Here is a 14,529-nt window from a genome sequence, read left to right on the forward strand (position 1 = left end):
CTTTATTAGATGCAAAAATAGTATAAATTCAAACATGGCTAAAGTAAAATATTATTATGATTCTGAAACGCTTTCTTATCGCAGAATAAAGCGAAAAAAAGCGACAACTATTAAGTACGTAAGCGTATTCTTAACAGCTGCAGCACTTTTTGGATTTCTTTTTATTTTTATCTCTAGTCAATATATTGAATCGCCAAAAGAACGACAAATGTCAAGAGAATTGCAAAATATGGAATTGCAATACGAATTGATAAACAAACGTATGGATGACGCTATTGCTGCGTTAGAGAATGTTGAAGAAAGAGACAACGCCATTTACAGATTGTATTTTGAAGCCAACCCAATACCAACAGAACAAAGACGTGCTGGGTTTGGAGGAATTAATCGTTATAAGAAATATGAAGGTTTTGATAATTCACAACTCATTGCTGAAAGTAATAAACGAATGGATATTTTAGAAAAAGCAATCGTTGTACAATCTAAATCTTTAGACGAAATTGCGAAGCTAGCAGATCATAAAGAAAAATTTCTAGAAGCTATCCCAGCTATTCAACCAATAAATAATATAAACCTTACACGGATGGCCTCAGGTTATGGTTATAGAACAGATCCATTTACTAAAGTGCGTAAATTTCATTACGGTATGGATTTTACAGCACCTCGTGGCACTCCAATTTATGCTTCTGGTGATGGTGTTATAAAACGTGCTGATAATAGATCTACAGGTTATGGTAATCATATTCGTATTGACCACGGTTATGGTTACATTTCTTTATATGCGCACATGTATAAGTATAACGTAAAAGTAAACCAACGCGTAAAACGTGGTGATTTAATAGGATTTGTAGGGAGTACAGGCCGCTCAGAAGCACCACATTTACATTATGAAGTTTTTAAGGATGGTGAACGTATAAATCCTATTAATTTCTATTACGGTAATTTATCGGCTGAAGAATACGACATCTTACTGAAGAAAGCTTCTTTAGAAAACCAATCTCTAGATTAAGATGTATATAGACTTACCAGAGAAACTTTATTATGGCATTGGCGAAGTTGCTAAAGCTTTTAAAGTAAATCCTTCGCTCATTAGATTTTGGGAAAAAGAATTTGATGTTTTAAAACCTAAAAAAAACGCTAAAGGCAACAGAAAATTCACTCCTGAAGACATAAAAAATCTTAAGTTTATTTTTCATTTAGTTAAAGAACGGGGATTTACTTTAGATGGAGCTAAAACACATCTAAAAGAAGAAAGAAAACAAGCTTTAGAAAAATTTGAAATCATAGAAAAGCTCGAAAGTATAAAAGCACAACTTAACAAAATAAAAACACAACTTTAAAACTAAATTATCATGAAAAAATGGTTAGTTCCTATAATTATAATCGGACTCTTAGTATTTGCTCTGTACTCTTGGGGTAAAGGTTTCAACAATACCGCTGTAACTCTTAATGAAAATGTAAAAGAATCTTGGGGAAATGTACAAACCTCTTACCAACGTAGAAATGACCTTATCGGAAATTTAGTAAAAACAGTACAAGGTGCTGCCGACTTTGAAAGAGGAACTTTAGAAGCTGTAATTAAAGCTAGATCTGAAGCTACAAAAACAACAATAGACCCTTCTAATATTACACCAGAGCAATTAAAACAATTTAACCAAGCACAAGGAGGGTTAAGCAGTGCTTTATCTAGATTATTAGTTACAGTAGAGAAATATCCTGACTTAAAAACAAATCAAAACTTCTTGAAATTACAAGATGAGTTAACAAGTACAGAAAATACAATTCAAACTGCTAGAACACGCTACAACGAAAAAATCAAACCTTACAACATTCACGTTAACACATTTCCTAATAGCATTTTAGCTGGATTTTTAGATTTTGATGAAAAACCATATTTTGATGCTGAAGTAGGTGCTGAAAAACCAGTAGATGTTGAGTTCGACTTTTAAATAAAATTACAAATGTCTAAACTAGAAGATTTTCTTACCGCAAAAGATGAAGAAAAAATCGTTGAAGCTATACGCCTTGCCGAAAACAAGACTTCAGGTGAAATCCGAGTTCATATAGAAAAAAATTGTACAAAAGATATTCTTGAGCATACCATGGAAGTATTCCATTATCTCAAAATGGACAATACTAAACAACAAAATGGTGTCCTTATTTATGTCGCTATAGAAAATAAGTCTTTTATGATTTATGGAGATGTCGGCATTAATAATGTTGTAGATAATGAGTTTTGGAATACAACACGAGACGTGATCTCTTCTCATTTTAAAAAAGGAGATTTTGCTAACGGATTAATTACTGGTATAGAAAAAGCTGGAAATGAATTAGCAAAATACTTCCCTTGGTTACATGGGGATACTAACGAACTTGAAAACACGATTTCTAAAGGCTAATGCAAAACTTAAAATATACCGTATTCACATTCTTCTTAAGCCTATTAACTAGCTTATGCTTTACTGCTAACGCGCAATACAATATTCCTGAAAAACCAGAATTTATTCCGCCAGTTATTGACAGTACGCATGTTTTACAACAACACGAATTTAATGCGCTTTCAGAAAAACTTCGTCATTACAGCGATAGCACATCCACAGAGGTTATTGTTGTAATAATCCCTACAACTAAAGGTGAGAATATAGGTTTATTAACACCAAAATGGGGACAAAAATGGGGCATTGGACAAGCAGAAGAGGATAACGGGGTATTTATTTTATTAGCGAGAAATGATCGTAACATATGGATCTCACCTGGTTATGGTGTCGAAGATAGGCTCACAGCAGGTATTGTTGGCGAACTTACCCGTAATGTTATTATACCCGAGTTTAAAAATGGAGACTATTATACCGGTCTAGATAAAGGCACTGATGCCATTATAGATGTGCTAAGTGGTGCATATACAAACAATAGAACCAATACTTCTAATGATGGCATGCCAATACAAGTCATTTTTTTCTTAGCTATTATTTTCATCATATTTGTTATTGCCATTTCTAAAACCAGTGGGGGAGGAAATGGTGGAAACGGTGGAAAAAGGTCTCAAGGAAGAGGGCTTCTCGAAGCTATTATTTTAAGCAACATGGGACGCGGCAGTTATTCTCGTGGATCATCTGGTGGTTTTGGCGGAGGTAGTTTTGGTGGAGGCGGAAGCTTTGGAGGTGGTGGCTTCGGCGGCGGGGGCGGTTTCTCTGGTGGAGGTGCTGGCGGAAGTTGGTAAAAGCTATTATACATAACATATCTCAATTACTAAAACTTTGATTTGCTATTCTTTTCTGAAAGATTATAGCAAATCAAAATTATGAGTACTTTTTCTGATTAATCAAAAAAGATAATATCTCCGTCTCTTGACTCTCCCTTACTCCCTAAACTATTAAATTTGTAACTTAAGCTTAGCATAAAATAACGCTTTAATACAATACTTTGACTGTCTTCAATATAATCTTGAGTTGCTAAACGCCTTGCATTAGTATTCTGATTTAATAAATCATATACTTTTAATGTTATAACAGCCTTATCATTAAGAAAGCTATATGCTAATGTTGAATTCCAAAACCAAGCACTTTTTTGAAAATCATCTGCTACATTAGGATTGTAATTAAAATTAATATCGTTTTGCCATTCTAGATCTTTTGGCAAAAAAGTAGTTGTTCTTAATCCAGCGTTATGACTCGTAAACTCTCTATCTTCAAAAGCAGCTATATCATAAGCAGTGTTTGTAAAGCTTAACTGATAATACGGTTTAAAATCTAATACTTTATTCCAAATAAAATCAATTCCTATTCGTGGAGCAATACTCCTTACATGACTAGCATACTTAACATTATTATTAAAATTAATGTTTTTAGAATCACTATAACGCGCTCTAAATTTCAACTTTAAAGTTCTTAAAGTATCAAGTTTAAAATCCTTTGTATAATTCCCTGAAAAACTATAGTTATAATTTCCATCTACGTTTTCATAGGTTGTAGTTCGTTTCAATGTTTCTGTATCCACGATGGTCTTAGACACAACTTGATTATTTGAAAAGCTTGCGTTTGCATTAGCATAAAAACCAGTTCGTTTCTGCCAATCAAAACCATTATAACCAGCATAAATACTATGCCTACTGCTTGGTTCTAAATTAGGATTACCTGTTACCGTCTGCAACGGATTAGACACATCTGTATAAGCTTGTAATTGCCTTAAGCCTGGCGGAGTATTCTCTAACCAATAACCAACGTAAAGTGAAGCTTTTGGACTAAAAGTATAATTTAGAGAATAATCGAGCTCAATATTCTCAAACTCCCTTTCTACATTAAACTGAGGTCTTAATAGATCTTCATTTTTAAGTGTACGCATGTTATAACCAACATTAAAACTTGTGTATAATTTTTCTCCAGAATAGGTTAGTCCAAATGTTGGGATACTCTGCATATCTGTATATTTAAAATCTGTACTTAGATCTGTATTAAAATCTGAATAATCTAGCGTACTATTATTATAATCGAAGGTGCTTTCTCTATTATTATCCTTATCACGTGAATACTCATATTCAAAATTGAGAAAAAACTTTTTAGCAAGTATAGGCAGTCTATATGACAATTCAGTAATAACCCCGTAACCTTCGTTTTCCCCATTCGTATATTGATCTCGACTAATCGTTTCTGGGTTAGAACCAAAAACTTCAGTCTCTGAGTTTAAAAAATCATCACTTTTTTGTTGGTTAACACTTGTCTCTAACTCTAATTTTACAAATCCACCTTTACTACCAAAGCGCTTTGTTGCCGCTATTTGATTTGAAAATGTATTAGCCAAATTTTCTACAATAGAGTTTACATCAGACTGATTGGTTAAAACCAAATTTTCATCTAAAGTCTCTTCATAACTAGAGAATCTTGTTTTTGATTCTGAATAACCAACAGAAGGTTCTATTGTAATTTGAAATGTAGAATCTGTTTCTATTTCAAATTCTAAATTAACAGAATGGCTATCCGTATCATTATCTGATTTTGAATTTGAATTGGTAAAAAATCGAGAATCCGATAAAATAGTTTCGCGTTGCAATGCCGATTCGTTTTCAGAGTTACTTGATGAATAAAAATAATCTGCCGAGACATCTGAATTTTCACCAATAACATCAGCATAATTTATACCTGCGTTTTGAGACGTTGTTATACCTTCTCCTCCTCCGAATGAGCGACCTCCAATAGAAAAAGAACCATTCTCACTAAAAGAAATACCTCCACTGTTTCCAAACATTTTTGATATTTCACCAAAACTAAAGCCTGGTGAATTAGTATTATTACCACCTGCAAGTACACTTACTCTTCTATCATTATCAAACAAATTTACCATCCCTGCAAATTCATAACGATCATCTGTTCCAGCACCCGCAGACACACGTCCAAAAACTCCTTTATTATTTTCTTCTTTAATCGTTAAGTTAATTGTTTTGTTTTCTTTATCTCCTTCTTCTCCTGTAAAAGCTTCAGATTTGGTTTTTGTATCTACAATTTGAATTTTTTCAATAATATCTTTAGTCAAGTTCTTGGTTGTAATTGTTGGATCATCACCAAAAAAGGGTTTACCATTTACTAAAATTTTATTTACAGATTTTCCATTCACAGTGATGTTACCTTCTTCGTCAACCTCAACACCCGGTAATTGTTTTAATAAATCTTCAACATTTGCATCTTTTTTTGTTTTAAAAGATTTTACATTAAATTCTAAGGTATCTTTTTTAATCGTTATTGGAGCTGTAGATTTCACCAGAACTTCACCAAGTTGATTGTCTAGAGACATTAAGATTATTCCTAAATCTATCTTCTCCTTATTTATTTCTATTTTTTTAAAATAAGTACCATAACCTACATACGATACATAAAAATTTAATGCTTGGTCGTAAGTTGAATTTTCAATTTTAAACTTCCCTTTTTTATCTGTAATAGTATAAGTTACCACAGAGCTATCTTTTACACGTTCTAAGTAAACTGTAGCAGATTCTAAGGGTAATTGTGTGTCTTCAGCTTTTAATGTCCCTATTAGTTGGAATGATTTTTCTTGAGAGAATGCTTGTAATACAAATAAGAATGCTAATACTAAGGTTAGTTTCTTCATGTTGCTTGATCGATTGATTGATTGATTGATTGATTGATTGATTGATTGATTGATTGATTGATTGATTGATAATTTTCAATATTACAACGTAAGAAAACTATAAATGGTATTAAAGTTCTTAAAATTATCATAAAACCAAGCCCTAAACAGCTCATAATGAAAATTTACCATAAGACGATTCTTTAACATATCATTTCGAAGATATAATAAAACTAATATTCTTTAAATGAAAAATTCCCCCTGAAAAATATTTCAGGAGGAATTTATAATATTATGGTCTATAAGAAACTTTATTTTTTTCTCATGTAAACACTTACTGGCACACCATTAAAATCGAACTCATCACGTAACTTATTTTCAAGAAAACGTTTATAAGGTTCTTTTACATATTGAGGTAAGTTACAGAAAAATGCAAATTGTGGTTGCGGTGTTGGCAACTGCATAATGTATTTAATTTTTACAAATTTCCCTTTATATGCTGGTGGTGGCTGGTTCTCTATTATAGGTAATAGAGTTTCATTTAACACACTAGTTTTAATACGTTTTGTTCGGTTTTGATAAACCTCTACAGCTGTTTCAATAGCTTTAAAAATACGTTGTTTATTTAATACAGATATAAATACTATTGGCACATCTGTAAATGGAGCCATTTCTTGTCTTATATGCTGTTCAAAAGCTTTAGCTGTTTTTGTATCCTTTTCTATTAAATCCCATTTATTAACAAGAATTACAATTCCTTTTCTGTTACGTTCTGCTAACCAGAAGATATTTTGAACTTGACCATCAAAGCCACGAGTTGCATCTAAAACCACTAAACAAACATCACAATGCTCGATTGCTCTAACACTACGCATTACAGAATAGAACTCTAAATCTTCCTTTACTTTAGATTTACGACGAATACCTGCCGTATCTACCAAATTAAATTCAAATCCAAAACGATTATATTTTGTATCGATAGAATCTCTAGTTGTCCCCGCAATATCTGTTACGATATAGCGCTCTTCACCTATTAATGCATTTATAAAAGAAGATTTTCCTGCATTTGGTCTACCTACTACAGCAAAACGAGGCAATTCATCTTCTTCAACTTCTTCTTTTTCTGGTAAAGCTTTAACAACAGCATCTAATAAATCTCCTGTTCCACTTCCATTGATACTTGCAATGGTAAAATATTCACCTAAACCTAGAGAATAGAATTCAACAGCGTCTTCAGCACGTTTATTATTATCAACTTTATTTACTACTAAAAAAACAGGCTTATCTACTCTTCTAAGTAGTTTAGCTACATCTTCATCCATACCAGTTACGCCAGATTCTACATCCACCATAAAAATAATAGCGTCAGCTTCTTCAATAGCTAACTCTACTTGTTTATCTATTTCTGCTTCGAAAACATCATCACTACCAACGACATAGCCACCAGTATCAATTAAAGAAAATTCTTTCCCGTTCCAATCCGACTTGCCGTAATGACGATCTCTTGTGACACCACTAACAGCATCAACTATAGCTTCACGTCTTTTAATAAGACGGTTAAAAAATGTCGACTTCCCTACATTAGGACGACCTACCACAGCTACTATATTGCTCATTGATTTTTATTTAAGTCTACAAAGATACTATATCCTTGTCTCTTATGATGCACTAATAGTCACTTTTCACTCCTTATATAGTATAAAGAATTTTTATCGCATAAAAATTAAATTAAAAAACCAAATAAAAATTATTCAGCCCCTCTTTATAACATGTGTTATTTTAGGAGAGTTAGCTTAATTTTTAGTAATTTTATCACATGTAATAAATAGGATTTTTTTTACATATTTTTTAATGATTGTATAGATCTATTTGCTCAGGAACAGCTCCTTTCCTGCAGGTTTGTTACAGTTTACAATAATAAAAACGCACGTTAGTTGTTACCTAAAAAACAATGTGTTATACTTAATAATTCAAAAAATAATGGGGAGATTATTTACGCTTATCTTAATTTTAGCTTTAAATTGTAATGTAATATTTGCTCAAGAGAACTACAAAGAGCATGTTATAAAAAAAGGAGAAACTGTTTATATGATTTCTCGACAATATGGTATAAGTCCTAATTCTCTTTTTGAACTCAACCCAGGATCTGAACAAGTAATTTATGTAGGAAGCATTTTGCGTATACCGAATTCTTCTTCAACCAATAATACTCCAAGAAACAACAAACCTGCAGTTAAAACCGTTAATGGCGATGCCATAAAAAATTATGTTGTACAAGAAGGAGATACAAAATTTAGCCTTTCTCGTCGTTTTGGTGTCAGCATTAATAAATTAGAGCAACAAAATCCTCATATTAGAAATATGCTTCAAACTGGGCATATTATTAATTTAGATAAATTTAAAACTAAAGAAACCACTACTGCAAACATAAATGAAACGGTTATTAAAGAAACAGATACTATAACCAACAACACCACTATTAAAGAAGTAAAAACCAAAATCAACGAATATAAAGATTACGTTATAGAACCAAAACAAACACTTTATAGCATTTCTATGATGACAGGTATGTCTACCGAAGAATTAATTACCTTAAATCCACAATTAAGAACAGCAGTTGTTACAGGCGATATAATAAAAATACCTACTAACGCAACACAGGCTAAAGATGTAAAAAACACATTAAACAATTCAGATTCTACTAAAAACATTAAGGCAGAAAAGGTACCAAACATAAAAAACAATAATAACAAAGCTTTATACGCTAATTTAGTAAAAAGCACAGCTAACGGAATTTATTTTTATACTCCTTTTTCAAGCGAAGAGTTTAGTTCTCCTAAGGATCGACAAAAAATATTAGAAACTAATACCGATTATAAAAAATATATTGATTTCTTCCAAGGAGCTCAAATAGCCATTGACTCTGCTAAAGCTTTGAAACTTGAGTTTGATGTTACTTTAATAAAAAAGAATATAGCAGAATCTAAATTAACAGTTGACAGTCCCTATAGCAAGAATGTTATTTTAGTTCCGTTTTTAGATGGTGACTCAAAATTTCCCGAAATTAAATCGGATAAGACTGTTTCAATTATTGATATAAAATCGAATTTAAACAGTAGTGAGAACATTAATATTTATAAATCAATTCCATCAGACACTATTCAGAAAACAAAGACTTTAAATTATTTAGCTCAACAGGATGCCAATACAGTTGTAGTTAGCGATTTAGATGAAGCTAAAAATAAAACTCTAATTAAAAAGATACTTCCTAATTCTAAATTTTTAAAAGTAAATAGTTCCGGTTTTTTTGATTCTGAAAAACTAAAAAATACATTAGACAAAACCAAGCTTAATTATATTGTTTTAGACAGCGAAAAGACGATCATTCTTTTAAATACCACTACAGCCTTAATGAAAGAATTATCAGAGTATAATATTCAGCTGGTTATGATAGAATCTGAACTAATTTCAAAACAAGGTGAAGTTTCAGAAATGAGGTTTAAAATATTAAAACTCATTTTTCCTTCAACCACTAACTCTTTAAATAAGTCTGACATTATAGATTTTGAAAATAAATACAAAACTATTTTCGATACAGCACCTACAGAAAATTCTATTCTAGGTTTTAATGTCACTTTAGATGTATTATTAAGAATCTCTCAAGATTCATCATTTGAAGAAACAATCAGCAATACCATCTCTACACAATCTCATTTAAAGTTTGAGTATAAAAAAATAAGAGATGGTTATTATTTAAATACAGGTATTTATTTAATGCAATATAATTCTGAAGAAGGACTATTAGAAATCGATTAATTGTTCAAAATATTTACATAAATAAGCATCGTAATTATCTTAAATTACATAAATAAAAACTCCTATTCTCATTCAATATCTCGCACTAAAAGAGCTCTTTTTCTAAAAAAGCCACCCATCAAATACATAAAATAACGATAAACAACACTTTTTACTTTTTCAAAAAGACAATTAACACACTTAACAACAGTCTTTTAACGCTAAAAAATGCAAAAATACAAAAGTCAAAAACTGCAAGACTTAATTTTTGCTATATTTAAGCTAATTACATATATTTGTTTCCCTTCCCCTCTGTTTGGCAAGAAGATAGTTTTATTTTGAATTTGCTGCTCTATGCTAATTTCAACAAAAAATAATTATTACAAATTTATGAGAGCCAAAAAGTACAGTTTTAAAAGTTATACTATGTTTTTAGTATTTCTTATGTTGTCAATTACTGGCATACTTACACCTGCTTATGCTCAATGTCCTACAGTAACAGAACCTGCACAATCATTATGTAATGTACAATCTGTTTTAGTTAGTGACTTACAAGCAACTGATACAGGTGGCGGTATTGTTTGGTACGAGTCAGCAACCTCGACAACTCCTTTATCAAATTCTGAAGGTCTAATAAGCGGTGAAGACTACTATGCCGATAGCAGCACAGGTACTTGTACCACAAGAGCTCGAGTAGATGTCATAATCTACAGTGCACCCGTTGGAGATAATTATCAAGGTATTTGTATAGATGATCCTTCACTTGCGACCGTTAGTAGTTTAAATGCTACAGGAAATGACGTACAATGGTATTTAACATCATCAGGAGGCATTCCTTTAAATGAAAATGATGTTCTAATAGATGATACTTTATACTACGCAGATCAATCAAGTCCTGATGGAAACTGTAGAACATCAAGACTATCTGTTTTAGTTAATGTAGGATCCACACTTTTACCTGAAGGAGATCCTATTCAACAGCTTTGTGTTTCATCTAGTTTTCAGCCTACACTTGAAGATTTAGTTGTTACCGGTAGTAATAATTGGTATAACTCCTTATTTTCTGCTGTAACTCTTCCGCTTACAACACCTTTAGTTAATGGACAAACTTATTATGCCACAGCTGTAGATCCACCTTGTGAAAGTACTGCTAGATTAGCTATAACAGTAATTTTAAATAACTATCCTGATGCAGGTGAAAATGCCACAGTAGATATCTGTGAAAATGATAATTCAACAATTGACTTATTTACAGCATTAGGAGGAACACCTCAATCTGGGGGCTTTTGGTCACCGTCACTTAATAGTGGTACGAGTATATTTGATCCTGCTATAGATCCTAGTGGTATTTACACTTACACTGTTGGTGCACCTGCTACTTGTGGTTATGCCACGGCAACAGTTAATGTATCTATTTCTGATAATGAAGACGCTGGTGAAGATGGAACTATAGAGGTTTGCGAAAACAATGGCACTTTTAATCTTTTTAACAGTTTAAATGGCACACCAAACACTGGAGGTACTTGGTCTCCTGCTTTAAATAGCGGAACGGGACTTTTTGATCCTAATTTTGATACTGCAGGAACTTATACTTATACAGTATTAAGCACAACCTCTTGTCCTAATTCTTCTGCAAACGTAGTAGTATCTATTTTACAAGTACCTGATGCTGGTTCTAACGCTATATTAGATATATGTAGTAATAACGAAAACACAATTAACTTATTTGAAACTCTTAATGGAACACCTGAAACAGGAGGGTTTTGGTCACCGTCTCTTAATAGCGGTTCAAATATATTTGATCCATCTATAGATGCTAATGGTGTTTATACTTACACTGTTGGTGACCCTTCTTCTTGTGGTTATGCTACTGCAACAGTTGATATATCTATTTCTATTTATGAGAATGCTGGTGAACATGGAGCTATAGAGGTTTGCGAAAACGACAGTGCTTTTGATCTTTTTAATAGTTTAAATGGCACACCAAGTACTGGTGGTGCTTGGTCACCTACTCTTAATAGCGGAACTGGACTTTTTGATCCTTCTTTTGATACAGCAGGAACATATACCTATACAATATTAGGCACAGCCTCTTGTCCTGGTTCTTCCGCAAACGTTGAAGTTTCTATTTTACAAGAACCTGACGCAGGTTCAAATGCAGTACTAGAAATTTGCAGTAATAATGAAAATACAATTGATTTATTTGACGCTCTTAATGGAACACCTGATACTGGAGGTTTTTGGTCACCGTCTCTTAACAGTGGTACAAATATATTTGATCCTGTTATAGATCCGAGTGGTATATACACTTACACCCTTGGTGATCCTTCTTCTTGTGGTTATGCTACTGCAACAGTAGATATATCTATTTCTGTTTATGAGAATGCTGGTGAACACGGATCTATACAAATTTGCGAAAACGACAGCGCTATTGATCTTTTTAATAGTTTAAATGGCACACCAAGCACAGGAGGTACTTGGTCCCCTGCTCTTAATAGTGGAACTGGACTTTTTGATCCTGCTTTCGATACGGTAGGAACTTATACCTATACAATATCAGGCACAGTTTCTTGTCCTGGTTCTTCTGCAAACATAGAGGTTTCTATTTTACAAGAGCCAGATGCGGGTTCTAATGCTGCTTTAGATATTTGTAGTAATAATGAAAATACAATTAATTTATTTGAAACTCTTAATGGAACACCTGATATTGGGGGAGTATGGACCCCTTCATTAACTAGTGGAACGGGACTTTTTGACCCTACTATAGACCCTAGTGGCATATATACTTATACTATTGGTGACCCTTCTTCTTGTGGTTATGCTACGGCAACAGTAGATATATCTATTTCAGCATATGAAAACGCAGGTGAAAACGGCACTATAGAAGTTTGCGAAAACGACAGTACTTTTGATCTTTTTAATAATTTAAATGGAACACCAAGCACTGGTGGCACTTGGTCCCCTGCTCTAAGTAGTGGAACAGGACTTTTTGACCCTTCTTTTGATACCGCAGGAACTTATACCTATACAATTATAGGCACAGCCTCTTGCCCTGATTCTTCTGCAAACGTAGAGGTTTCTATTTTACAAGAACCTGATTCTGGAACAAATACTACAATAGATATTTGCAGTAATGATATAGTTAACCTATTTGAAAACCTTAGTGGAACACCTGATATTGGAGGAACATGGACTCCTTTATTAAATAGTGGAACAGATATATTTGATCCTAGTGTTGATGTAGCGGGCACTTATACATATGAAGTAAATAATTCATGTGGTACAAGTTCTTCTACTATAATTATAACTATTTCAAACCCCAGTGATGCAGGTATTAACGGTTCTGTTGAATTCTGCTCTGACGAATTAGACACAATTGATTTGTACGATGTTTTAGAAGGAACACCTGAACCAGGAGGAGTATGGAGTCCTACATTAGCTAGTGGCTCAAGCCTTTTTGATCCTAATATTGATGCGCCTGGTATTTACACTTATACCGTTTCAGATACTTCATCTGCCTGTTCTGACGCAACAGCTTCTGTTACTGTCACACTTATAGCACCACCAAATGCAGGTAATGATAGCATAATTAATCTATGTTCTAACGGTACTATTATTGATTTATTTGATAATCTTGATGGTACTCCAGATGCAGGAGGAATCTGGACTCCCTCATTAGCTAGTGGAACAGGCGAATTTGACCCGAGTATAGATCAACCTGGTGATTATACATATACATTAACTTCTCTTGAGTGTGATATTACGGCTACTGCAACAATAACAGTAACCATTATAGAAACACCTAATGCTACAGGACTAACATTACAAATGGAAGATAATTTTGTTTGTCAAAACAATGAAGATATTATCATTAATATAACAAATGCAACTCAATTAACTGATGCTGATTACTCTATAGAATACTCGATAACCGGATCAAACAATTCTATTAATACCTTAATAATAACAATAATTGATGGCAATGCTACGCTGATAATTCCATCCTCACTATTAAGTAATCCTGGAATTAGTATAATAACCATAACTCAGCTTTTTGCATTAGGTCAAAACTGTAGTGCAATAACAGATATTCTAGAACCTATTGAAATTGAAGTCCAAGAATCCTTAATACCCGAAATTATAAATAATGACATTGAGTATTGCTTAGCTGATACTTTAACTATTGCCGATTTAACAAACAATATAGTCTCTGTTGAAGACAATGATATAATTTGGTATGACGAATCTACAAATGGAACTCCATATGATTCTGCAGAAACCTTAGTGGATGGTTTAACGTATTATGCCGCTTATCAATCAGAATATGGTTGTCAAAGTAACACAAGGTTAGAGTTTACTCTTAATTTAGTTTCATGTATTGAAGAACTCTTAATACCCGATGGATTCTCACCAAATGGAGATGGAATTAATGATGTTTTTGATATTTTATTCTTAAATGATTTATACCCCAATTTTAAATTAAGCATCTATAATAGATACGGTAATATATTTTACGAAGGAAATATTAACTCACCTAAATGGAATGGAACAGGTAAAAAAGATAACTCGGTATTACCTTCTGGTGTCTATTTTTACATTTTAGAATTTAATGATGGAGAACGAGAACCAAAACAAGGGAGGGTCTATTTAAATAGATAA

The 14,529-nt window shown here is 32.7% G+C and carries 9 protein-coding genes; 7 read left to right on the forward strand and 2 right to left on the reverse strand.

Going from position 1 to position 14,529, the window contains the following annotated elements:
* Positions 1-34: 34 nt before the first annotated feature.
* Genes HM985_RS12795 through HM985_RS12815 form a run of 5 tightly spaced genes read left to right on the forward strand, consistent with a single transcriptional unit; the run spans position 35 to position 3,217 of the window.
* A complete protein-coding gene (locus HM985_RS12795) occupies positions 35-1,006 on the forward strand; it encodes a M23 family metallopeptidase (RefSeq protein ID WP_179376637.1) in 972 nt (323 codons plus the stop codon).
* A 1-nt stretch (position 1,007) separates the two neighbouring features.
* Positions 1,008-1,337 carry a MerR family transcriptional regulator gene (locus tag HM985_RS12800; RefSeq protein WP_179376638.1) on the forward strand — a complete coding sequence of 110 codons (330 nt, stop codon included), beginning with the start codon at positions 1,008-1,010 and terminating at the stop codon, positions 1,335-1,337.
* A 12-nt stretch (positions 1,338-1,349) separates the two neighbouring features.
* Positions 1,350-1,946 carry a LemA family protein gene (locus HM985_RS12805; protein ID WP_179376639.1) on the forward strand — a complete coding sequence of 199 codons (597 nt, stop codon included), beginning with the start codon at positions 1,350-1,352 and terminating at the stop codon, positions 1,944-1,946.
* Positions 1,947-1,958: 12 nt separating this feature from the next.
* A complete protein-coding gene (locus HM985_RS12810) occupies positions 1,959-2,396 on the forward strand; it encodes a TPM domain-containing protein (protein WP_179376640.1) in 438 nt (145 codons plus the stop codon).
* A complete protein-coding gene (locus HM985_RS12815; RefSeq protein ID WP_179376641.1) occupies positions 2,396-3,217 on the forward strand; it encodes a TPM domain-containing protein in 822 nt (273 codons plus the stop codon). Before HM985_RS12810 ends, HM985_RS12815 begins: the two co-directional genes overlap by 1 nt.
* Positions 3,218-3,315: 98 nt before the next feature.
* Here HM985_RS12815 and HM985_RS12820 read toward each other — a convergent pair whose 3' ends face one another.
* Positions 3,316-6,096 (reverse strand): outer membrane beta-barrel protein, encoded by a 2,781-nt coding sequence (locus HM985_RS12820; protein WP_179376642.1) that lies wholly within the window; start codon positions 6,094-6,096, stop codon positions 3,316-3,318.
* A gap of 290 nt (positions 6,097-6,386) precedes the next feature.
* Positions 6,387-7,691 (reverse strand): ribosome biogenesis GTPase Der, encoded by a 1,305-nt coding sequence (gene der / locus HM985_RS12825; RefSeq protein ID WP_179376643.1) that lies wholly within the window; start codon positions 7,689-7,691, stop codon positions 6,387-6,389.
* Between the two features lie 364 nt (positions 7,692-8,055).
* Between der and HM985_RS12830 the strand changes: the two genes are divergently transcribed.
* Together HM985_RS12830 and HM985_RS12835 are read left to right on the forward strand one after the other, a co-directional pair.
* Positions 8,056-9,891: a LysM peptidoglycan-binding domain-containing protein gene (locus HM985_RS12830; RefSeq protein WP_179376644.1), complete on the forward strand. Its 1,836-nt coding sequence runs from the start codon at positions 8,056-8,058 to the stop codon at positions 9,889-9,891.
* A gap of 405 nt (positions 9,892-10,296) precedes the next feature.
* Positions 10,297-14,529: a gliding motility-associated C-terminal domain-containing protein gene (locus HM985_RS12835; protein ID WP_179376645.1), complete on the forward strand. Its 4,233-nt coding sequence runs from the start codon at positions 10,297-10,299 to the stop codon at positions 14,527-14,529.

The sequence above is a fragment of the Winogradskyella wichelsiae genome, from assembly GCF_013403925.1.
GTDB classification, from domain to species: domain Bacteria; phylum Bacteroidota; class Bacteroidia; order Flavobacteriales; family Flavobacteriaceae; genus Winogradskyella; species Winogradskyella wichelsiae.

Bases quoted from the DNA above. Each gene is read 5' to 3' on its own strand.
- HM985_RS12795 (WP_179376637.1), top strand. From the start codon at position 35: ATGGCTAAAGTAAAATATTATTATGATTCTGAAACGCTTTCTTATCGC.
- HM985_RS12800 (WP_179376638.1), top strand. From the start codon at position 1,008: ATGTATATAGACTTACCAGAGAAACTTTATTATGGCATTGGCGAAGTT.
- HM985_RS12805 (WP_179376639.1), top strand. From the start codon at position 1,350: ATGAAAAAATGGTTAGTTCCTATAATTATAATCGGACTCTTAGTATTT.
- HM985_RS12810 (WP_179376640.1), top strand. From the start codon at position 1,959: ATGTCTAAACTAGAAGATTTTCTTACCGCAAAAGATGAAGAAAAAATC.
- HM985_RS12815 (WP_179376641.1), top strand. From the start codon at position 2,396: ATGCAAAACTTAAAATATACCGTATTCACATTCTTCTTAAGCCTATTA.
- HM985_RS12820 (WP_179376642.1), bottom strand. From the start codon at position 6,096: ATGAAGAAACTAACCTTAGTATTAGCATTCTTATTTGTATTACAAGCA.
- der (WP_179376643.1), bottom strand. From the start codon at position 7,691: ATGAGCAATATAGTAGCTGTGGTAGGTCGTCCTAATGTAGGGAAGTCG.
- HM985_RS12830 (WP_179376644.1), top strand. From the start codon at position 8,056: ATGGGGAGATTATTTACGCTTATCTTAATTTTAGCTTTAAATTGTAAT.
- HM985_RS12835 (WP_179376645.1), top strand. From the start codon at position 10,297: ATGTTTTTAGTATTTCTTATGTTGTCAATTACTGGCATACTTACACCT.